Origin of the sequence: Pedobacter rhodius (genome assembly GCF_027213645.1) — a bacterium.
GTDB classification, from domain to species: domain Bacteria; phylum Bacteroidota; class Bacteroidia; order Sphingobacteriales; family Sphingobacteriaceae; genus Pedobacter; species Pedobacter rhodius.
Window position 1 is genome coordinate 695452 of the sequence record NZ_JAPWGL010000002.1, and the last position, 24012, is coordinate 719463.

Sequence of the window (24012 nt, forward strand, 5' to 3'; positions counted from 1 at the left end):
GTCAAAATGGTAAATCTTGATCTGCTGGTGGAGCAACTACAACATTGTTATTTTCGATTACAGCTAATTTATTGATCTCTAAAAAATTATTTAATGTCTCCGGATAAAGCTCATCAATGATAACAAAAGCAGGGTTTTGAATCAATTGCCATATTTTCAAACCACTTTTATCATTTGAAACATAACCAATTACTTCCTCAAGCCTTTTAACATTAAAATGAATTTTATCAGGGGCCGCCAAATCTATTAACATCCTATTCGTGGTTAACATACCTTTTCTGTTTGGACTCGAAATTATATATAATTGATCAGCTTTTAAAGCTGCTAAATCATTAAATCCTTGCAAGCTAGCGAGAGGAACATCAAGTGCTTCAAAATCCCAATCATTAATAACATAGTAGTCTACATTGAAATGTTTACAAAGCTCAACAATATACAGCGCAGTTGCTTTTCCGTGATGACAGACGAAAGATATATTTTCAAAGTTCAAATAGGTATCAGCAAATTTATTCTTGTTGATAATATCAGCTCTTTGAGCTATAGCTTCCAATACCTTTCTTCGAATTACTTCCTTGTATACTAAAATATCATTTGGCCCTTCTACTAAAATAACTTTTTTGCTAAAAAGCATCCTATTTAAGTTGGGCTCAACTGTTTTAACATACTCATTGAAACGATTTACATTTATAGGCTCTTCAAAGTCTTGCTGTAGCGCACGTGCAAAAGGATCTACGAATTCACCAACATTATTATAAGCTTTTACTGTTTGATTGTTTTCATCCATTTCCAAACGGATGATGCCTTTAGTATCGAATGCATCAATCATCCTATCTGAGTGAGTCGTATAAATTACTTGATGGCCCTTTTCAGCTAAACCACATAACACCATTTTGTAAAAGTATTCTTGATGATTTTCATGTAAAAAACTTTCAGGCTCTTCAAACAAAAATAGGTATCGATCATCGTTGTTCGTTTCAGTAATTGATTGAATGACGGCCATTACAAACATTGAAATAAAACCATCTCCAAAATGCTCAATTGGTATTAAATTATCTGTATTTCCATTTAAACCAACTTTAAAGAGCATTTTTAAAAAAATATCTTCGTAACTAGGTAAACCAAAATCTACAACACAATTATTATTTCGAAGATTAGCTTTATAATTCTTTTGAATTTTCTCGATGAATGTTGTTAACGAAGATCCTTCCAAAACCTTATCGGTTGCTATTTTTACTTCATCTTCAAAAACTGCTTTTTTTGCTTTCATAGCATTGTCAGTTTCAACAAGTTTTTGAATATGCTTCGCAAGGAAAGATTTTAAGTTACCCCAACTTGTCCTTTGGGTAGAGATCTCTTCCTTAATGTTATGGAAATTAATATAATATATTGGAGCTTTTTGCTTGATAGCCCATTTCTTCCCATACGCACTGTTCACTCCATAACAACTACATACATCACTTACAGAAACAACCCTCGATTCAGCAACATTAACTATTGCTAAATTTTGATATTCCTGATTGGCTACTATACGATCCTCATTTATATCTGCTCGAAACTTTAATGCAAAACAAGGTGTATTTTCCCAACTGCAATTATGAAAATCTTTTAAATCAAAACTATCTTCTCTAATTGATTCATACAATCCATATTTAATGGCGTTTAACAAATTACTCTTACCAGAATTATTATACCCGATAATTGCAACAGGCCTTGTGTAATCAACATTAGGAAAAACAAAGTCTTGTCTTTCACCAAATGAACGATAATTCTTTACAGATAAGCTTGTAATTTTAATGCTGGACATTTACTTATTAGTAATTATTAATAAGCAACTTCTTCCATTTCAATTTTAGTCATTTTTGCTAATATTAAATTTTCAATTCTAGACAACACATCATTTTCCTTAAATCTTAAATGGATTTTTTTAATAATTTTTGCTGCAACTTTTTCGAAGTTATTTAAAATATGAGTATGAGGTAGAACAATAGGCATTTCTCTTAAAAAATTAAGTGTTACATAATTTTGCGTGCTTCCTTTGGGATTTGATGAAAGATATAATTTCATATATTCACTTTTAAGAAAAAACAGGACATATTCACCAATACCTTTTAGCTTTGAAGTTCTAAATAACGCAACATTTTTTATAGCAAAATTTACTTCATCATACAAAACATAACTCGTCAGTCCTACTGTGCCAATCATACTAAACAGTATATCATGTTTTTCAACTCTGCTTCTCTTGTTGATATTTATAAAATCCTCTAGACTTATATTATAAGTTTCATTTATAGAAATGCTGTAACTTTTTAAGTGGGTAGACGTAACTAATGGAAAACCAATTTTCACAGGCACTGGAGAATCATGAGTACCATCTCTAACATCTATTATATTTGAAATGCTCTTTATTTTCCATTCTTTAGGCAATAAAGAACTTTCATTTTTATCATATACCATTTCCCCTCCATTACTTTTATAAGGCAGCCCATTTTCATCAGGAAATTCAAAATCTACAAACCATTGTTTATAAATGGCTTGCGCAGTTTCTTCTAACTTGTTAATGAGTTGGTTATTTAATTGAATTCGGTTTTGTATGATTTTGTATTCGCTTACAATTTCTAATTGTTTTTCTGGAGAAGGGATTGGTAGCAAAGTATCGCACATTTCAGCCCAAGAAAATATTTCTCTAGCACTACCATGAGACATGAAACGGGCATAACGATCAAACTCTGCTCTTTTAAACCACATCATTAAATATTCAGGATGTAATTCATTTTTATCCACGACTTCAAAAACAGTATAGGCTTGAGATAATAAAGCATTTTCATATTTTTCTGCTAATGCTATAGAGATTTTATCACCATTTCTGGAAGTCACTGGCCCATAAGCAAATTGATTTTTCTTAATCAATTTATAGGTTGACATGTCTGTACCAATAATATTCGCGATAGATGGCATCAAAACTTTCTTAATGCTCACACCCAATAAAGGGTAATTATTCAGATCTCTATTTCGAATGTTAACTTCCTTTATATAATCTCCTAATCGCTTATAGTTCGATTGCATAACCTAGTTCTTTAAAAACATTCAATAAATCTTCTTTAGATTGTTGTTCGCTTTGAAATAAAGTTTTAAACTCCGCTTGCAAACTCTTCATTTTTTCATCAAAATCTATATTTTCATCCCTATTTACAAATTCAATATATTTGCTAGGAACCAAAGAATAATCTTTTGCCACAACTTCCTCTTTATTGGCCGAGTAACAGAATTCTGCAATGTTTTGGTAATTACTTAAATCACTTTGCCAATTATGATAGGCTTTTGTGATTTCTAATATATTTTCTTCAGAGAACTGTGTATATTTCTTTTCAAAGGGTATACCTCTTTCACGTAAATCCATAAACAAGATTTCATTCTTGCGGCTACGGTAATTTTTAATGCCATCATTTACTACTAAGCTTCTTTCTGTTTTATTTTTATTTAAAATCCAAAGGGTAACACTAATATCAGTCGTATAAAACATATTTCTTGGCAGAATTACAATGGCTTCTACCAAATCATTTTCAATCAGTTTCCTGCGTATTTTGTGTTCTTCGCCTCCTCCACTTAAAGCGCCATTTGCCAAGATAAATCCAGCTACGCCATTTTCAGAAAGTTTGCTCACCATGTTTAAAATCCAAGCATAATTGGCATTGCTGGTTGGCGGCACTTCATAACCACGCCAGCGTGGGTCGTCTACCAATTCGTTGCTTGCCCTCCAATCTTTTTGGTTAAAAGGCGGGTTAGCCATAATGTAGTCGGCTTTTAGATCCGGGTGCTGGTCACGCCCAAAGGTATCAGCAGGTACATCGCCAAGGTTAGCGGCTATACCCCTAATGGCTAGGTTCATTTTAGCCAGTTTGTAAGTCGTTGCCGTATATTCTTGGCCGTAAATGGAAATTTCCTTTTTATCGCCATGGTGGTTCTCTATAAATTTAATAGACTGTACAAACATACCACCAGAACCACAAGCAGGGTCATAGATTACCCCTTTGTAAGGCTCAATCATTTCGGCAATGAGGTTTACAATAGATTTTGGGGTATAGAACTCGCCTTTCCCTTTTCCTTCAGCTAAGGCAAACTTACTTAAGAAATATTCATACACACGCCCAACGATGTCTTGTTGTTTGTCTTTTATGGTATCAATATTATTAATCGTATCGAGCAGGGCAGAAAGCTTGCTCACATCCATGTTTAAACGAGAAAAGTAATTATCTGGCAATGCGCCTTTTAGTGCAGGGTTATTCTTTTCAACGGTATGTAAAGCGGTATCGATAATTAAGGCAATATCATTCTGTTTCGAGTTTTTGATTACGGTACTCCAACGAGATTCTTCAGGCAGAAAGAAGATATTCTTCATGTTGTAGAACTCCTTCATTTCCAGATATTTCTCTTTTCCTTCTTTTTTCAATTCCGCTCTTCGCTCTTCAAACTTATCGCTGGCAAACTTCAAAAAGATTAAGCCTAAAACAACGTGTTTATATTCTGATGATTCTACTGTTCCACGAAGTTTATTTGCAGAATCCCATAAAATCTCTTCTATACTCTTAGTCTGCTTTGCTATTTTGGCCATATTATAAAGTAGTAATAGTTATTCTGCTAAATTAGCAAATACCCTAATTGTTAGTCTAAATTGTTAGAAAATAAAGGGAATGTTATAGTCCTAAACAATAGAACTACATCTTAGACGATAGAATTTGAGTGCACGATAATTTATTTAGTTGTCTAATGTAATCATAAGGAACCATAACAAAAAACGAGATAAATCTCTATCAAATATATTTTGACTTATTTAAACCAGGAATGACCCTAAAGCAGCAACTTTTCGCCGCTGCTTTAACACCTTTACAATCTAATTAACTCGTGTGGCAAGGATTCGAACAATACTTACACCCGTTAATTTTCTTGAAAGCATGTTTCCGCTTTGCCTCAGCAACCGCCGGCGTGCAAGAACTAAACAGCCCTAAGTAATCGTAATTTTGTGAAGGATAATATACGCAATCATCCTTGTGAACCTCGTAATCACCATTGTTTTGTTGGTTCAAATTTAATCGGTAACTGGCCATAAGATTTGGTTTTAAATTTAATTGTACCAAACCTATTTAATGCGATACACAATTTTATACGGTTAACCGTAAACATAAAAGAACGGCTTAAACGTATAATTCAAAGCTCAAACTCAACCTTCATCTACCGCCCAGCTTAACCTATCCTCTTGCTCCACGACCTCGCTTTCTACTTCAGGTTGCGCCACAAAATCGACAATTACACCATCCTTTAGATGCAGGGCATGAATAATTTTACAGGCATAATAACGCCGGTCGCCAAAGCGGGCCGTACCGGAAAAGAAGGAAATGCCCATCGCGAAGATTAAAGCTTTATCGCCTTTGTGATCCAGATTTAAGGCTAAAGCTATTTTCGGAAAATGGCAGTTGCTTAATGGTATCACCAGGTCATTTACTTCAATAATTTCGTAGCCGCCGGTATCATCCAGGTCGAAATGAAAGCCCATGACCTGCAAACGGGCTTCGGTCGCTTTAGGATGCGGTTTCAGGAGGGCTTTTATTTCGCCCTTAGGCAGAATAAGTTTTACTAATCCATTGGTTTCGATGTGCAAAACCGTTTCGCTACGCCATAAAGTTTCGAGGGGCTTGCTGGTATTAAACTCGAAACCCTTAAGCAAAGCCAGGTTACCATCTATCAGCCTTTTATGGCCTGCCTGTTCCGCCGGGATGCTTTTAAAGATTTCAATAAAACGCTTGTTCAGGCGGTTAAGTAGATCGTCATAGGCATAAAGCTTCACCAGCGGGGCAAAAGCTTTCCGGATGTAAGCGGCATTTCGGCTGGCCGTGCCAAAATCGCGACTGCTTTTCTTACTTGCTTCGGTTTGCTGTATCTGAACCGGTTTTTGTCGAACAACAGCCGTATTGCCGCGTTTGTAAAAGACGAGATCGCCCAGTTGTCCGTTAATTTTGAGTACGCCGTTTTGGATAGCCATAATTTTTGTATATTAGGGTAGTCAAAAGGATGATGTTTCAATTTAATCAATCTGATTAAAAAATCCAAAATAAAAATCTTCTCAAGTCCACCTTCAGGCCACATTTAGTCCACGTTTACGCCACCTTCCGGCCAGGTTTGCCTGCACCCTGCCGTATACCTGCTTGCCTGCAGCTTTACACTTGCTTCGGTTGAGGTTGTGCAATGCTTTACATCAGCCTTACCAAAGGTTTGCCTCGCTTTCGGGCAGCGGGTTAACGAAGGATGAGGAATAAGTTACCTTTGGGTTAATTTGGTGTAGGGCAGCGTCGGTATTGGGTTATGGGAAATGGTACCGGAGCTGAACTTATGAAAAGCCGGACTATTGGCAGCAGCTTAGGTTTTAAGAATCCCGCCTGCGCAGGAATGACGGCCAATTTTTTAAAAATAGCGATTATTTGGAGAAAAGCAAAGCATGAGTAGAGCAATACTGGAGTGCAACGGAATGTCTGCCGGCGTAAGGCAGTGGAGCGATCTTTGAAATAATTATTAAAGTGAAATTAAAAAGATCTCTCCACTGCGATCGAGATGACGACGCAACGTACCCTCAGAATTTAAAAGCACATACCGCGACGGATGCCTGTCTCTGCGCCATGCTATCTGCACCATGCTATCCGGCATAGCAGATTTTCGCAGGAAAAAGCACGGAAATCTTTGCAGTCCGTTCATTAAACCACAAGCCAAGGCAGAATCAAGTGGGTGCGATGGGATACGCAAGGGTAAAAGCCTGGAGGCTGCCGCTAACAAGATTTCCATAGGTTTTTACAAGAAAAGATGCAAGCCTTGATGGTTTGTTTCTTTATCATCAAGGATAAAGAAAGAGCCCCTCGGCGGCGGTGAGCCGAGGCAAGACCAAGCAAGGGCAAGAATCATAGTTCCAACCACCCCCCAACCCCTCCTTGAAAATAAGGAGGGGAGCTCCGTTCATAGTTTCAAAAAATAACCATATAAAAAATATAAGGTTCATAAGCTTAGCGCCTAATGTTCTTATATTTCTTATATGGTTAAAATTCGTTTTACTAATAACACTCCTCTGCGGATCGTCATCTCGAACCGATAGCTATCAGATGGGGTGCAACGGAATGGAGCGATATTTAAAGCAATTATTAAAGTAAAACTAAATAGATCTCTCCGCTACGGTCGAGAGGACGACGCAACGTACCCTCAGAATTTCAAAGCACATACCGCGACGGATGCCTGTCTCTGCGCCATGCTATCTGCGCCATGCTATCCGGCATAGCAGATTTTCGCAGGAAAAAGCACGGAAATCTTTGCAGTCCATTCATTAAACCACAAGCCAAGGCAGAATCAAGCGGGTGCGATGGGATACGCAAGGGTAAAAGCCTGGAGGCTGCCGCTAATAAGATTTTCGTAGCTTTTTACAAGAAAGGATGCAAGCCTTGGGTTTTTGTTTCTTTTGGGCCAAGCCAACCTGCGAAGCAAGCTTGACGACCTTTAAAAACATATACACAACTGAAAAAAGAAAGAGCCCCTCGGCGGCGGTGAGCCGAGGCAAGACTGAGCTAGGGCAAGAATCATAGTTCCAACCACCCCCAACCCCTACTTGAAATAAGGAGGGGAGTTCCCCTCATAGTTTCAAAAAATAACCATATAAGAAATATAAGGTTCATAAGCTTAGCGCCTAATGTTCTTATATTTCTTATATGGTTAAAATTCGTTTTACTAATAACACTCCTCTGCGGATCGTCATCTCGATCCGATAGCTATCGGATGGGGTGCAACGGAATGGAGCGATATTTAAACAGGAGTATTACTTAAAAAGATTTCTCGGCTTCGCTCGAAAGGACGATAATTATTCATCGAGAGGACGACGCAACGTACCCTCAGAATTTCAAAGCACATACCGCGACGGATGCCTGTCTCTGCGCCATGCTATCCGGCATAGCAGATTTTCGCAGGAAAAAGCACGGAAATCTTTGCAGTCCATTCATTAAACCACAAGCCAAGGCAGAATCAAGCGGGTGCGATGGGATATGCAAGGGTAAAAGCCTGGGGGCTGCCGCTAATAAGATTTTCGTAGGTTTTTACAAGAAAAGATGCAAGCCTTGATTGTTTGTTTCTTTATCATCAAGGATAAAGAAAGAGCCCCTCGGCGGCGGTGAGCCGAGGCAAGACTGAGCAAGGGCAAGAATCATAGTTCCAACCACCACCAACCCCTCCTTGAAATAAGGAGGGGAGCTCCGCTCATAATTTCAAATCAAGCGTCTAGGAATACCAGTCTATGCGCCATGCTGTCTGCACCCTGCTACCGGCATAGCAGATTTTCGCAGGAAAAAGCACGGAAATCTTTGCAATTCCTTCAATTACCGCACGAGCCAAGGCAGAATCAAGCGGGTGCGATGGGATACGCAAGGGTAAAAGCCTGGAGGCTGCCGCTATCAAGATTTCCGTAGCTTTTTACAACAAAAGATGCAAGCCTTGATTTTTGGTTACCTTTTTATCAAGAAAAAGGTAAGAGCCCCTCGGCGGCGGTGAGCCGAGGCAAGCCCCAGCCAAGGGCAGAATCATGTTTTCAAAAAGAATAAATAATTTTTAATTCCAGCCCCCACCTAACGATCTATACAAACCAACCACCGCATTTAACTGCTCGATTTTGATGGTGGTCAGTTCCAGTTCGCTTTGCAATAAATTTCCTTGCGCGGTAATGACTTCTAAGTAATTCGCCATACCGCTTTTGAACAACAAATTCGCATTTCTGGATGCCTGTTGTAAAGTCTGCGCTCTTTTCGCTGCAATGCTGTACTGGGTTTTCAGTTTCTCAAACTTTGTTAATTCATCAGAAACTTCGCCTACGGCATTAATAACCGACTGGCGAAACTGGATAACCGTTTTCTCCCGGTCGATTTTCGCCAGCGCTAAATTGCTTTTCAGCTGTCCCCTTTGGAAAATCGGCTGGGTAATGCCGCCGGAAACCAAACCAAATAAGGATGCCGGTACATTAAACCAGTTGCTGGCTTTGAAGGAATTGACACCACCGCTTGCCGTAATCACCAGTGAAGGATATAGGCTGGCTTTCGCCACGCCCACTCTTGCATTGGCTACATTTAAAGCGAGTTCAGCCGATTTAATATCCGGTCTGCGACTTAGCAAAGCCGAAGGAAAACCTGCATTCAAATCCTGCGGAATTACCATTTTATCGAGGCGGTTGCTCCGGTTAATCGATTGCGGCAAAGTACCGATCAAAACACTTAAAGCATTTTCCTGCAAGATTACATTCTGCTCCAAACGGGGCACCAGTTGCGCCGCATTTAATTGCTGGGCCTGGGCCTGTTGTATGGCCAGCGAAGTCACCTGACCGGCATCGAACTGTAAATTGATGATCCTCAGCGTGCTGTCGTTTAGCTTCAGGTTTTTCCTGGCGATGTCCAGCTGTGCATCCAGCATTAACAGATTGTAATAGCCTTGTGCAACGTTGGACACCAAACGGGTTTGAACCGCTTTACGCGCTTCTTCTGTTTGTAAATAACTGGCCAAAGCACCTGCTTTCTGGTTGCGGATTTTGCCCCAGATGTCGGCCTCCCAGAATACGCCAAGGTTAGCCGTATAATCTTCGATATGGGTGGAACCGGTAAACTGGTTCAGGCTTAATCCGTTTAAACTGTTATCAGAGGGGCGGCTTGAACTCGCCGCCACCTGTAATTTTAACTCAGGTAGGTAACCCAATTTCGACTGTTTAAACAAGACTTCAGCCGCATCGATATTTTTCAATGCAATTTGCATATCGTAATTCCGAACCAATGCCGTATCAATTAAATTCTGTACGGTAAGGTCGTTGATAAAACTTTTCAGCGGCAAATCGCCAATGTTTGAAGAGTCTTTTGGTGTTGAATTCCTGAACATTTTTGGCGCCAGACTTTCGGGAAGGGCCAAATCTTTCGAAACCGAACATCCGCTCCAGATGAATACAAGGAGCAGGATGGTAATGATATTAAACCGTTTCATAAACTATATGATTATTATTTACAGGTTCTTCATGATGGCGAACTACCTGTTTTGATGATTTTTTTGATATTTTTTCCTGTAAAGCCTGGAAGATGACAAAGAGTACCGGGATAATGAATAAACCTAATAGTACACCGGATACCATACCACCTGCGGCACCGATACTGATGGAGTGGTTACCTTGTGCCGAAGGACCTGTTGCAATACTCATCGGGAATAAACCAAACACAAAGGCCAGTGAGGTCATGATAATCGGTCTTATCCTTAATCGCGCGGCTTCTATCGCCGAATCCACCAGACTCAATCCGGCCTTTCGTCGCTGCACAGCAAATTCTACAATCAGGATGGCATTTTTAGCCAGCAAACCGATCAGCATAATCAGCGCCACCTGTACATAAATGTTGTTTTCGATACCGGTTAAACCCAATACGGCAAACACACCGAATACACCTGTAGGGATGGAAAGGATGACCGCCAATGGCAGGATGTAACTCTCGTACTGTGCAGATAATAGGAAGTACACAAAAACCAGGCAAAGCAGGAATATCACGGTTGATTGTCCGCCGGAAGAAATTTCCTCGCGTGTTTGTCCGGAGAATTCGTAAGCATAGCCGGTTGGCAATTGTTCTTTCGCCGTTTCTTCAATCGCTTTAATCGCGTCGCCGGAACTGAAGCCTGGTTTAGGAATTGCATTCACCTCGATGGAGTTAAACAGGTTGTAACGCGAAGCCGTTTCCGAACCATACACCCGGGTCAATTTAACCAGCGTACTGATGGGCACACTTTCCCCAGCTTTATTTTTAACAAATACCCTATCGATACTTGCAGGGTCGGTCCGGTCAGCAACATCGGCCTGAACCACCACGCGGTAATATTTACCAAAGCGGTTAAAATCGGATGCCTGTGCCGTACCGAAATACGTCTGCATGGTTTGTAAGATGTCTTTCTTACTTACGCCCAGCTGATCGGCTTTTTCGTCGTTCACATCCAGTTGTAACTGCGGATAATCTGCTTTATAAGAAGTAAAAGCATAAGCAATAGCCGGTTTCGTCATTAACTTTGCGATAAAGTTATTCGCCACACCACTAAATTTGTCCAGGCGGCCATTCGTTTTATCCTGTAACATCACGTTCATGGCTTCCACATTGCTAAAGCCCGGAACGGTTGGAAAACTGAATACAAAGAAGGTACCGGCAGATATGGCTGCCATTTTTGCCCTTACGATGTTTTGTATTTCATCGATGTTTTTAACCGCCCCTCTTTCCTCATTTGGTTTTAACAATAAGAAAATCTGACCGGCTGATGGACTGTTGGATGCGGTTAAGAAGTTATAACCCGCCAGCGACATCACGAACCTTGCAGATGGCATTGCACGCAACTCGGCTTCAGCCTGTTTTAACATTTTATTGGTATTGGCTAGGGAGGTTCCCGACGGACTGGCCACCGCAATCGCCACGAAGCCCTGATCTTCTGTCGGGATAAAGCCTGTTTTGGTTCGGCTCACCATAAAAACGGTAAGCAAAACAACTAAGGCAAGCCCGGCCATGCTGATCCATTTATGGCGCACAAGCACTTTTAAGCCGCCAACATAACGGTTGGTCATGTAATTAAAGCCGCCGTTAAAGCCGGCATAAAACTTTTCGACAAAGCCTTTTTTAGGTGCGTTATGGCCACCTTCGGCATGTTTGTTTTTTAAGAATAAGGCTGCCAGTGCAGGACTTAAAGTTAAAGCGTTAACCGCTGATATAATGATGGCTATCGCCATGGTTAAGGCGAACTGTTTGTAAAATATTCCGGTTGAGCCGGTCATAAAACCAACAGGTAAAAATACGGCTGCCATCACCAGGGTAATCGATATAATGGCCCCGGTAATTTCGTTCATTGCCTGGGTGGTTGCCGCCCTCGGACTTAGCGAAGGGTTCTCTTCCATTTTGGCATGCACCGCTTCCACCACTACGATCGCATCATCCACCACAATACCAATGGCTAACACCAGCGCGAACAGGGTTAAGAGGTTAATGGAGAAACCGAAAAGCTGCATAAAAAAGAAAGTACCGATAATGGCAACCGGAACGGCTATCGCCGGGATTAAAGTCGATCTGAAATCCTGAAGGAAGATGAATACCACGATAAATACCAGTATAAAGGCCTCTATCAAAGTATGCTGTACCTGGCTGATGGATTCGTCGAGGTCGGTTTTAGTGCGGTAAAACTGGTTGAATTTGATGCCTGCCGGGAAATCTTTTGAAAGTTTCACCAACAGCTTGTCAATGGCAATCTGGATTTCGTTGGCATTTGAGCCGGATAACTGGATCACACCGATGGTAATGCCATCTTTTCCATTTAAACGATTCACACTACCATAGCTGTACGCACCCAGTTCCACACGGGCCACGTCTTTCAAACGTAAGATGGAGCCATCTGAATTGGAACGGATGGCGATGTTTTGATATTCTTCCGGTTTGGTGAGTTTACCTTTATATTTAATGATGTATTCAAAGGCTTCACTACTGCGCTCGCCTAAACGGCCTGGCGCCGCTTCCAGGTTTTTGTCCTGCACAGCCGCAATCACTTCATTAGGCGTAATTTTATAAGTAGCCAGCTGACTTGGGTTTAACCAGATGCGCATGGAATAATCTTTAATACCACCAAATACACTGGCTGAACCTACACCGGGGATACGTTTCAATTCGGGAATGATGTTAATCTGTGCGTAGTTGTTCACGAAAACGGCATCATATTTTTTTGGATCCTCAGAATAGATACCGATGGCCCCAATGAAACTATTTTGCTGTTTGGTGGTGGTGATACCATATTGTACCACCTCTGCAGGCAACTGACTGGTGGCCTGCGAAACCCGGTTTTGTACATTAACAGCGGCCTGATCGGGGTTGGTACCTTGCTGAAAGAAAACCGTGATGGCCAAGGTACCGTCGTTACTGGCGCTGGAGGTCATGTAGGTCATGTTCTCCACACCGTTAATCGCTTCCTCCAATGACGGGGTTACCGAACGCAAAATGGTTTCGGCATTCGCCCCTGGGTACACGGCAGTAACCAATACCGACGGGGGTGCGATATTTGGAAAGCGCTCTAAGGGCAACTTTGTTAGGCCCAGTATACCCAATATCACCAATAAGATGGAGATAACGGTTGAAAGTACCGGCCTGTCTATAAATTTCTGAAACATGATTCCTTAAACTTTAATAATTTATTATTTTTCTGTTTTAGCAACCGCTACTTTATCTGTTGCTATCTGAGGCTGGATAACCATACCCTCCTGTAATTTATCAACCCCGCTTAACACAATCTGGTCGCCAGCTTTTACGCCGTCTTTCACCAGGTAATTTTCGCCGGCTTTACCCACAATGGTTATGGCTTGTTTTTTCACCTTGCTGCTATCGCCTACGGTAAATACAAATACTTTATCCTGCATTTCTACCGTCGACGCCTGAGGAACCAGAATGGCATCATCATGTTGTAAGCCTAAACGAATCTTACCTGTATTACCCGAGCGCAGGATGCCGTTGGCATTAGGAAAACTTGCCCTGAGCGTGATGGCACCGGTGTTTTTATCGAACTGACCATCAATCATATCAATCTTACCTTTAACTGGGTAAGCCGAATTATCGGATAATAAAAGTTCTACTGCCGGCAAATGTCTAATCCGATCGGCAGGGGTTTTACCAGGGTAGTTTGCATTAAAGTTGTTGAAATCGTTTTCAGCCAGGGAGAAATAAACATGTACTTCGTGGATATCTGATAATTGGGTTAAGGCAACCTGATCGGTCGGCGAAACCAGACTTCCCTGTTTCTTCGGAATACGGCCAATATAACCGCTTACCGTTGCTTTAACATTGGTGTACCCCAGATTAATCTGAGCGGATGCTACACTTGCCCTTGCCTGTTCGGCATTGGCCTGGGCAATTTTGTAAGCGGTTTTAGCTGTTTTTAACTGAAAATCAGAAACCACTTTATTTTGAACCAGTGGCGTTAACTTATCAACTTCCAATTGGGCATTTAAGATGGCAGCTTCCGCAGCATGTAAGCTTGCTTTGGCATTGTTTAAAGCTTCGCGGTATGGATTATCATTGATTTTGAAAAGTGTTTGTCCGGCAGTTACATAAGCACCTTCGTTAACCAGAACACTTTGTAAATAACCACTCACCTGCGGGCGGACATCAATATCAACAGCACCCTGAATGGAAGCCGGATATTCAATGTAGGTTGTTTCTGTGCTGGCATTAATGGCGCTTACCGGCAAGGCGGGTGGCGGAGGTGCAGCCGACGATTGCTCCGGCGATGACTTACAGCTTAGCAGAAATGCAGAAAGTGTCAGTACAATTAACACTGACTTAACCTTATTAAACTGTTTAACAGTGTTAAGTGACATGAACAAGTAGTGGATGGCATTCATATATAATATAATTTATTGTGGATTTAAAGGGTATAAATAATCTAACAGTGTTAAATTATCGTTTAAAAAAATTTAGCTGTTAATAGACAGTGTAATGCCTTTAATGGCATCTTTTAAAATTTGCTGGTTAAGTTCATCTGTTGTTCTTCCATTCGGACGTACCAGGTTAATTGAAATCAAACCATGAATGATGGACCAATAGGTGTAGTATTTCATACAAATATCGTCTTCAGAAACGGGTTTCTTTTTGAATAAAGATTCAATGACATCGCCTAACATATTTGAAACCGTTTCAGCTTCAGTTAATGAATTCTTTACGGTACAACAAACCATATCCACACCGTACATTAATTGATAAAATTCTTTATTGGCAAATGCGAAGTTCCAATAAGCAACCCACATGGCTTCCATTTTATCTTCCGGAGTTTCATATTTATCGCGGGCCGCACGAATATCCTTCGCCAGAATCTGGTAACCTCTTCTGGTTAGTTCCAGTAAAATACCGTCTTTATTAGGAAAATATTCATAAATAATCGGTGCAGTATATTCAATCTGGTCGGCAATTTTACGCATACTCAAAGCCTGCCAACCTTCTGTTTGAACAATGTTCAAGGCTGCATCCAGAATACTGGTCCTGGTTTCATCTTTTAAACGTAGAATTCTCTCTTTGCTTCCCATGACGGAATTTATTAAGTGTAAATAATCTAACACCGTTAAGCAAATGTAGAACCATTTCAGAAACTAAGAATCATTGAATTGTCAAATGAAATTTGAACGGCTGAAATATGCACTTAAATAGGTTTAAACGAAGTTTTTAGGAATTAATAATTATTCCGTCTATTCCGGTAATCCGAAAAAAATCATGACAAGCAGGCATTTTTTTTTTGGAAAGCAAAGCTTGTGGTTCTTTTGAAACGGCTTCCTGCGCTTTTCATCTATCGGTTGGTGTCTCACCGACCGAAACGCTAATTTTAAAGAAAACAGTTATAGAGAGATGCGGCGACTAGTGTAAGTATAATGGAACCACCCCCAACCCTTAATGTCATTAACTTAAGGAGAAAATGAAAAACGTTGTCATCCTGAGCTGGTCGAAGGACAAACGTTTTTTATTATCGACTGTAAAATGGTCTTCGACAAGCTCAGACTGACAGGGATTTCTCTTAAGTTAATGACATTCATCTATCGGTTGGTGTCTCACCGACCGAAACGCTAATTTTAAAGAAACAGTTATAGAGAGACGCAGCGACTAGTGTAAGTATAATGGAACCACCCCCAACCCTTAATATCATTAACTTAAGGAGAAAATGAAAAACGTTGTCATCCTGAGCTGGTCGAAGGACAAACGTTTTTTATTATCGACTGTAAAATGGTCTTCGACAAGCTCAGACTGACAGGGATTTCTCTTAAGTTAATGACATTGTCCTACCCCCTTATAGTAAGGAGGGAGTTTTCCCCTCAAATTACGATAATGAGATGGTCAAAAACAAAAGTCGTAGCGGGAGGCTACGACTAGTGTAGTTTAAAAGATTTAGCTTCGCTGAGCACTTCGTGGTTCTCCGCTACGGTCGAAATGACGACTTATCGCAATGGACGAAAAACGAATTACACTTAGCGTTCTTTGCGAAAGAATTGCTTGCTTTGGGGTTAAAATTCTAAGACTTAAACTTCTTCATAAAAGCACTTACACTTTCCTCAATATTCCCATGCTCAATTGCCTTAACGAAAGCGGTTCCGATAATTGCTCCATTGGCATACGCACAAGCTTTGTCAAACGTCTGTTTATCACTAATACCAAAACCAATCATTGTTGGGTTCTTCAGGTTCATGTTTTTAATCCTGCTGAAATAAGTTTCCGTGGTATCGCCAACCTCCAGGTTTTTTCCGGTTGTTGCTGAAGAAGAAAGCAGGTAAATAAATCCGTTTGTTAAGCCATCAATTTTATGAATGCGTTCTTCAGCCGTTTGAGGCGTAATTAAAAACACGTTACTTAAATTGTGTTCTTCGAAACAGCCCTTATAAAATTCTTCATATTCAACCATTGGTAAATCCGGAACGATACAACCATCAACACCCACTTCGGCACAGGCTTTACAAAAATTCTCTACACCAAATTGCAGAACAGGGTTTACATAGCCCATCAGTAAAACAGGTATGGTTACTTTTTTCCGCAAATCTTTCAATTGTTCGAAGAGCAGGTTAAGTGTCATGCCCTGGTCTAAAGCCTGTTTGCTGCTTGCCTGAATCACAGGTCCGTCAGCAACAGGATCTGAATAGGGAAACCCGATTTCCAGCATGTCTGCGCCCGATTTTTCCAATGCTTCGGCAATTTGTATGGTATCGCCGGTATTCGGATAACCGGCTGTATAATAAATTGATAATATATTTTTCTTCTCCTGGAAGAGTTGTTTGATTCTGTTCATACCCCAAACCCCTAAAGGGGCTTCATTAATTGTGTAAAAAAATTAACCTCCAATTCCCCTTCAGGGGATTTAGGGTTTATAAATTAAAATATTTAATATATGTATCTAAATCCTTATCGCCCCTGCCCGATAAGCAAATTACCACATTTTCACCGCCTTTAAATTCCATTTTCTCCAGGTATGCTAAGGCGTGTGCACTTTCAATTGCAGGAATAATGCCTTCTAATTGCGTCAATAACAATCCTGCATCTAAACTCTCTTCATCGGTAATGGAAACATATTGCCCGCGACCGGTTTTAAATAAATGTGCGTGTTGAGGACCAATCCCAGGGTAATCCAAACCTGCTGAAACCGAATGTGGCTCTACCACTTGTCCATCTTCAGTTTGCATTAAGATACTTCTGCTGCCATGTAGCACGCCTTCTTTGCCAAGAAAGGTAGTTGCGGCAGAAAAACCGCTGGAAACGCCTTTACCGGCAGCCTCAACCGCAATCAATTTTACATTTTCATCATCCATGAAATGGTAAAACATACCCATGGCATTACTGCCGCCGCCAACGCAAGCCAAAACATAATCCGGCTGGTCGCTACCGGTTTGTTCCAGCAGCTGTTTTTTGGTTTCTTCGGAAATGATGGATTGGAAAATCGCCACCATGTCCGGGTAAGGATGCGGGCCAACTACCGAGCCAATAATGTAATGCGTATCTACGGGATTGTTAATCCAGTCGCGCATGGCCTCGTTGGTGGCATCTTTAAGTGTTTTACTACCAGAACTTGCCGGAACAACTTTTGCGCCTAACATTTTCATGCGGGCCACGTTTGGTGCTTGACGTTCGATATCAACCTCTCCCATGTAAATCACACATTCCAGGTTACGCAAAGCACAAACGGTGGCGGTTGCCACACCATGCTGACCGGCACCTGTCTCCGCAATGATTCTTTTTTTCCCGAGTTTTTCGGCTAGCAGAATCTGGCCGATGGTATTGTTAATTTTATGTGCACCGGTATGGTTTAAATCTTCCCTTTTCAGGAAAATATTTGCGCCATAACGCTCAGAATATCTTTTAGCTAAATACAACGGCGACGGGCGACCAACATAATCTTTTAATAATTGATGAAATTCTTTCTGAAAACCGGCATCATCAATAATCTTTAAATAGTTTTGGCGCAATTCTTCTACGTTTGGGTAAAGCATTTCAGGGATGTACGCCCCACCAAAATCTCCGTAATATCCTTTTTCGTTTACTTTGTATTTCATATCTGTAAATTTTGTCATTCTGAGGAACGAAGAATCTATTGAATATCGGCAGCAGTTCTTCGTCGCTTGCAGATACTTCGTTCCTCAGTATGACATTCTATTTTTCCATTTCTTTAATAAATCCTTTAATCTTCTCCTTATCCTTAACACCAGGCTCAACTTCAAACCTGCTATTGATATCCAACGCATATAACCGTGAATCTTCAATTGCTTTTATTACTCCCGCATGTTCCAAATCAATTCCGCCACTTAAAAAATAAGGTTTATCAAGGGTATAACGTTCTAAAATCTTCCAATCAAAAGTCTTTCCTGAACCACCATGCGCTTTAGTTTTGGTATCAAACAAAAAGTAATCAACCACAGCTGCATAATTATTCAATATTGCAAAGTCAAAATCTTCATCAACGCCAAAAGCTTTAATTACTTCTAAGCTATTAAAACCAGATTTCAATTCTTCGCAATATTCACTTGATTCATTTCCATGTAACTGAACAGCTTTTAACTGATAAAGATTTACCTTTTTCTTAACAACTTCTACATCTTCATTTACGAAAACACCAACGGTTTTAATTTCTGAAGGAATGTATTTAATTAATTCAGCAGAAACATCACTGATAAACCTCGGCGATTTTTCATAAAAAATAAAGCCTAAATAGTCAGGTTGCAGCCCGGCAACCGCAGCAATATTTGCCGCGAACTTCATTCCGCAAACTTTTAATTTTAATCCTTCCATCAGGCGACCAATTTTTTGAAGCTTGCTAATGCTTTCTTACTTGTTAAGGATTCCTCAGCCTCATAAAAACAATCTGCAAAACTTGCTGTCGGTTTTATGGTTTTAATTGCCAATGCCGAATTGCAAAGCACCACATTATTTTGAACATCAGTAGCCTCGCCATTCAGCACATCCATAAATATTTTCGCAGAAGATTCTACGGTATCGCCACCTTTGATATCATGCACAGAAACCTTTTCAAAGCCCATATCGTTTAAGGTTAAAATGCTTTCGCCCTTGTTATTGAAGGTTTTAACATCGCAGGTAAGCGAAATTTCATCGTAACCTTCAAGCGCATGAACAATGGTGTAATTTTTAGTCGTATCCTGATATAAGTAATTGTATAAACGAGCCAGCTCCAGGCTGAACACACCAACCATTTGATATTTGGGTTGAGACGGATTAACCATCGGTCCCAACATATTGAAAAACGTTTTGATACCCAAATCTTTACGAATAGGTGCTACAATTTTCATAGCCGGGTTAAACAATGGTGCATGTAAAAAGCAAATGCCTGCAGCATCAAGATTGCGTTTCAAAACAGCCTGGTCATTTGTAAAATTATAACCCAGGTATTCCATTACATTCGATGAGCCACAGCCCGAAGAAACACCGTAGTTACCATGTTTCGCCACCTTATGGCCAGCACCTGCCACAACGAAAGATGAAAGGGTAGAAATATTAAAAGTATCTTTGCCATCGCCACCTGTACCACAAAGATCTATTAATTCGAAATCTGAAAAATCGGCTTTGACACCTAAATCGAGCATGGCATCGCGGAAACCCTGCAACTCATCTACTGTAATATTGCGCATAGCATAAGCGGTGATAAAAGCCGCAATCTGCGAAGCGTTGAATTCGCCTTGCGTAATGGAAATCAGGATGTTCTTTGCTTCTTCCCTGCTGAAACTCTTATTTTCAAATAAATGGTTTAATATCTTTTTCATATTAATGTTTTCAAGCCCTGGTTCGTGTCGCCACGAATCAATTAATATTTCGTTTCGTGAAGACACGAACCGAGGTTATAGCGTTATTTAAAAAAAGTCATAAAAAAAGGATTGCTTTTTGGGCAATCCTCTTCATCGTTTATAAAATATTTTAAAATATATAACAACAGAATTTGCCTAACGAATTTCGTTATGCCACCACCAATTGTTATTTAAGTTTTTAATTATCATGTTTGTACAGAACAAATATTGATATAATTTTTACAATTCCAAAATCTTTCTAAAATATATGGCTTTTTTTAAGCGAAAAGTACAGTTTAATGATGATTTAGGTTTCGGTTCGGCTCCGGTTATCAAAAATCAACGTGTTTTAAATACCGATGGAACACCAAATATCGAGCGAACAGGTTTGCCATGGTTCAAATTCGATGATACCTATACGCGATTGGTAACGATGAGCTGGCCGAGGTTTTTCTTCATCATATTAATTGCCTATCTTATTGTAAATACACTTTTCGCAATTGCTTATAATGTTATTGGAATCGAAAATTTAAATGGCGCCAAAGGCACAACGCTCCGCGACCAATTTTTTGATGCCTTTTTCTTTTCTGCACAAACCATATCGACCGTTGGTTACGGACACATTTCCCCGCAGGGTTTCATAACGAGTATTCTTGCTGCTTTTGAAAGTATGCTGGGTTTATTGGCATTTGCTTTGGCCACCGGGTTACTTTACGGCCGATTTAGCCGGCCAACTTCTAAAGTTTCTTTTAGTAAAAAAATGGTTGTGGCACCTTATCAAAATCATAAAGGCTTAATGTGCCGTTTGGTAAACATGAGGAGAAATTCTCTTATTGATGTTGAAGTGCAAATGGTTATAACTTTTAACGAAACCGTTAATGGCAAACTGAAAAGAAGTTTTTACCCCCTTAAACTGGAGCGGAGTAAAATCAGTGTGCTGTCTTTAAACTGGACACTGGTTCACCCGATTGATGAAGATAGCCCGATTTTTGAAAAAACTTTAGATGAATTGAAAGTTGCTGAAGTTGAGATATTCGTTATTTTAAGGGCCTTTGACGATACGTTTGCGCAAACCATTCATACCAGAACGAGTTACCAGGATGAAGACATCGAATGGGATGCAAAATTTACAGTCATGCACCACCATAACGAGGCCGGCAAAACGGTGATGGATTACAGTTTATTTGATAGTACTGAAAAGGTATTTGTTGATTAAATAGGAAGCTTATCAAGTGGTGGGTATCGAGTAGCAAGTAGTGAGTAGCAAGTATCAAGTAGCAAGTAGTGAGTAGTGAGTAGCGAGTAGCGAGTATCAAGTAGTGAGTATTAAGATTGATCGACAAATAATCTGCCCCATCCAAAGGGGATAGCATAGCGTGAATGCAATGCGATAATTTTAGAAGACAAAAAAATTATGAGCGATGGAACAGTCACAATGCTTTTCCACCCAACTTAGCCTTACCATTATATCTTCGTACTACTTCCAATCCGGCTTAACATCCTGATAGCTATCGGGATTCGGAATGCATTATTAAAGTCCAGCCACTCAACCAAGACAAAAAAATCGTACTTCTTACCAGAACTATTAAAGTTCTAAATCATCAGGTTTAACTATACTTTTTAATAAAAGCCACAATATCATCATATAAATCATTGCCGCCAAATATCATCTGGCTAATCATTGGCACATGGCTTTTACCCTTTATTTCCTTGATTTCTACAGGAATATGATTGGCTTTTAATTTTTCGTATAACCTTGGTGTTTGTATTTTAATGGCGCCGTAAGTTTTGCCCCCGTAAAAAAGCAAATGCGGGTTTTTAATGTTATTTACATAATCTAAGGGAGATGCCAATTTCCAAACGGCCGGCTTATCGGTAAAAGTCCGGATGAAATCATAATAAAAATCGTCTTTCTCAGCCGTAGTTAAATACTCATATAAATCGAGTCCGAAGGGGTCATTCAGGATTAAGCCTTTTATTGGATTTTTAATTCCGGCATGTTTAAAGTATTTCGGATCAGCATTTATTAATTCGCCAAGATGTGCACCGGCAGAATGCCCCATTACAAAAATCTTTTCGGGACTTGCGGTATAGTTTAAAATATTAGCCTGTACCCACTTTACAGCGATTGCACAATCATCAGCCATTTTTTCATATTGAGTCTGGGGTGCCAGCGGATAATTCAGGATAACGGTTACAATGCCTTTACGGGCGAAGTTTCTGCCTAACCACCAATAGGTTTCTTTCTTTCCGCTACTCCATGAACCACCATGAATAAAAATCAAAACGGGCTTATTTTTTACAGAATCGTTTTTATAGAAAATATTGAGGGTATTTTTCTCATCAGTATTTCCCGCATAATTGATGTTTTTTACTGTTTTTACCTGTGCTGAGGCTATGATGGTTTGAAAAAAGAGCATTACTAAAACAAAATTTTTAAGCATATAAAAGTTTTTCAATCTGAACACCAGATAAACGAAATTGTTGGGTTGGTGGATTTATTGAGGATGGAAGATGTATTATGGAAAATGGATGATGGCTCAAAATGCCCGTAGACTTTCGATGAAATTACATCTTCTCTCTCCCATTTTACATTTCACATTTTCCATCATCCATTTAACATTTTACTTTTCTATCAATGGGTTCTTTTCTTTCGCGAACAAATCAAAAACCTTTTTATCTACAAAAGCCGGGAACAACTTATTCATCCAAACGGCTAATTTTCCCTGACCTGTCATGACCAGCGTACGTTTGCGCTTTTCAATGCCATCGGCAATAATAACAGCCACTTCTTCAGAGGTCATCATTTTACCCTCATCCATACTGGTTTCGCCATGGGCGGCGCCATCTTTTGACAGTGCTGTAACCCGAATGTTCGATGCTGTAAATCCCGGACAAGCAACTAAAACATTTACACCTGTTTTTAGAAGTTCGGTACGTAACGATTCCATAAAACCATTCATTGCAAACTTCGATGCCGAATAACCGGTTCTGCCGGGTAAGCCACGATAACCTGCAATTGAAGAAACTCCTACAATAGTTCCCTTGGTTTTAAGAATTTCCGGCAGGGCATATTTTGTACAGTAAACCGTTCCCCAGAAATTCACATCCATCAGGTTTTTCAATACGGATAAATCCAAATCATTGAATAAGGCACGCATGGATAAACCTGCATTGTTAACCAGAATATCAATTTTATTAAAGGAAATTAAAGTTTGTTTGATGATCAGTTCGCAGTCTGCTTCTTTGCTTACATCGGCTTGTACGGCAACGGCTCTGATGCCGTATTTCTTTTCTAAATCGGCAGTGATTTCGCAAAGGGTAACATACTGACGGGCGGCGAGCACGACATTTGCGCCACGTTTAGCGAATTCTTCGGCACATGCCTTTCCGATTCCGCTTGATGCGCCTGTGATGATGATAACTTTGTTTTTTAAGTTCATATTAGTATTGAGTAGCAAGTATCGAGTAGCAAGTATCAAGTAGCAAGTATTGAGACTATCTCATCATGGCGTTTTCATAAGGCACACGGGTGATTATTGAGCGACCAAGGGTGATTTCATCGGTGTATTCCAACTCGCCACCAAAAGCAATGCCCCTGGCAATTGTGGTAATGGGAACATTAAATTCCTTGAGTCTTTTAAAAAGGTAAAACAGGGTGGTATCGCCCTCCATATTCGGGCTCAATGCTAAAATCACTTCCTTAATATCGCCTGTTGAAACGCGTTGAACCAAACCATCGATGTATAAATCTGCCGGTCCGATGCCATCCATTGGCGAAATTAATCCGCCTAAAACATGGTAAACGCCAAAATATTGCCCGGTATTTTCAATCGCCATTACATCCCGCGTATCTTCCACCACACAAATGGTTTCCTTATCACGCTTGTGCGAAGTACAGATTTCGCAAATGGTGTGATCGGAAATATTGTAGCAAATGCTGCAGTTTTTTATCTCTTGTTTGAGTTTGATTAAAGTATTTCCAAACTGGTTAACTTCCTCCTGTTCTTTATTTAAAAGGTGTAAAACCAATCTCAATGCTGTCTTTTGCCCAACACCTGGTAATTTCGAGAATTCGTTTACCGCATCTTCAAGCAGTTTGGATGAAAAATTCATATACAAAAATATGAAATAGTTGTTTGGTT

At 40.1% G+C, this 24012-nt stretch carries 16 protein-coding genes; 1 reads left to right on the forward strand and 15 read right to left on the reverse strand.

Annotation, left to right across the window (positions count from 1 at the left end; translation table 11 throughout):
- Position 1: 1 nt before the first annotated feature.
- From O0931_RS08330 to trpD, 12 genes are all read right to left on the reverse strand, one after another.
- On the reverse strand, positions 2 to 1804 hold the full coding sequence (locus tag O0931_RS08330; RefSeq protein WP_269415105.1) for an ATP-dependent nuclease: 1803 nt from the start codon (positions 1802 to 1804) through the stop codon (positions 2 to 4).
- Between the two features lie 17 nt (positions 1805 to 1821).
- Complete coding sequence (locus O0931_RS08335) at positions 1822 to 3063, reverse strand: restriction endonuclease subunit S (RefSeq protein WP_269415106.1); 1242 nt, start codon at positions 3061 to 3063, stop codon at positions 1822 to 1824.
- Positions 3047 to 4609, reverse strand: coding sequence for a type I restriction-modification system subunit M (locus O0931_RS08340; RefSeq protein ID WP_269415107.1), 1563 nt, complete (start codon positions 4607 to 4609; stop codon positions 3047 to 3049). Before O0931_RS08340 ends, O0931_RS08335 begins: the two co-directional genes overlap by 17 nt.
- 606 nt (positions 4610 to 5215) lie before the next feature.
- On the reverse strand, positions 5216 to 6034 hold the full coding sequence (locus tag O0931_RS08345; protein ID WP_269415108.1) for a hypothetical protein: 819 nt from the start codon (positions 6032 to 6034) through the stop codon (positions 5216 to 5218).
- Positions 6035 to 8625: 2591 nt separating this feature from the next.
- Positions 8626 to 10035: a TolC family protein gene (locus O0931_RS08350; protein ID WP_269415109.1), complete on the reverse strand. Its 1410-nt coding sequence runs from the start codon at positions 10033 to 10035 to the stop codon at positions 8626 to 8628.
- On the reverse strand, positions 10022 to 13222 hold the full coding sequence (locus O0931_RS08355) for an efflux RND transporter permease subunit (protein WP_269415110.1): 3201 nt from the start codon (positions 13220 to 13222) through the stop codon (positions 10022 to 10024). The genes O0931_RS08350 and O0931_RS08355 overlap by 14 nt, the downstream gene beginning before the upstream one ends.
- A 24-nt stretch (positions 13223 to 13246) precedes the next feature.
- Entirely contained in the window at positions 13247 to 14425 is a 1179-nt protein-coding gene (locus O0931_RS08360) for an efflux RND transporter periplasmic adaptor subunit (protein ID WP_269415111.1), read from the reverse strand.
- Between the two features lie 96 nt (positions 14426 to 14521).
- On the reverse strand, positions 14522 to 15127 hold the full coding sequence (locus O0931_RS08365) for a TetR/AcrR family transcriptional regulator (RefSeq protein ID WP_269415112.1): 606 nt from the start codon (positions 15125 to 15127) through the stop codon (positions 14522 to 14524).
- Positions 15128 to 16101: 974 nt separating this feature from the next.
- Positions 16102 to 16869, reverse strand: a complete 768-nt coding sequence (trpA, locus tag O0931_RS08370) for a tryptophan synthase subunit alpha (RefSeq protein ID WP_269415113.1) — start codon at positions 16867 to 16869, stop codon at positions 16102 to 16104.
- A gap of 76 nt (positions 16870 to 16945) precedes the next feature.
- Positions 16946 to 18127 carry a tryptophan synthase subunit beta gene (trpB, locus tag O0931_RS08375; RefSeq protein ID WP_269415114.1) on the reverse strand — a complete coding sequence of 394 codons (1182 nt, stop codon included), beginning with the start codon at positions 18125 to 18127 and terminating at the stop codon, positions 16946 to 16948.
- Positions 18128 to 18224: 97 nt separating this feature from the next.
- Positions 18225 to 18860, reverse strand: coding sequence for a phosphoribosylanthranilate isomerase (locus O0931_RS08380; protein WP_269415115.1), 636 nt, complete (start codon positions 18858 to 18860; stop codon positions 18225 to 18227).
- Positions 18860 to 19846: an anthranilate phosphoribosyltransferase gene (trpD, locus tag O0931_RS08385; protein WP_269415116.1), complete on the reverse strand. Its 987-nt coding sequence runs from the start codon at positions 19844 to 19846 to the stop codon at positions 18860 to 18862. Before trpD ends, O0931_RS08380 begins: the two co-directional genes overlap by 1 nt.
- Positions 19847 to 20135: 289 nt before the next feature.
- Here trpD and O0931_RS08390 point away from each other — a divergent pair, with 289 nt between their 5' ends.
- A complete protein-coding gene (locus tag O0931_RS08390; RefSeq protein WP_269415117.1) occupies positions 20136 to 21083 on the forward strand; it encodes an ion channel in 948 nt (315 codons plus the stop codon).
- A 391-nt stretch (positions 21084 to 21474) separates the two neighbouring features.
- Here the strand turns inward: O0931_RS08390 and O0931_RS08395 are convergent, their stop codons facing one another.
- The 3 genes from O0931_RS08395 to recR all read right to left on the reverse strand — a co-directional run bounded on the left by O0931_RS08395 (position 21475) and on the right by recR (position 23983).
- Entirely contained in the window at positions 21475 to 22311 is an 837-nt protein-coding gene (locus O0931_RS08395) for an alpha/beta hydrolase (RefSeq protein WP_269415118.1), read from the reverse strand.
- 180 nt (positions 22312 to 22491) lie between these two features.
- Positions 22492 to 23310, reverse strand: a complete 819-nt coding sequence (locus O0931_RS08400) for an SDR family oxidoreductase (protein ID WP_269415119.1) — start codon at positions 23308 to 23310, stop codon at positions 22492 to 22494.
- A 55-nt stretch (positions 23311 to 23365) separates the two neighbouring features.
- Positions 23366 to 23983: a recombination mediator RecR gene (gene recR, locus O0931_RS08405; protein WP_269415120.1), complete on the reverse strand. Its 618-nt coding sequence runs from the start codon at positions 23981 to 23983 to the stop codon at positions 23366 to 23368.
- Between the last annotated feature and the right edge of the window lie 29 nt (positions 23984 to 24012).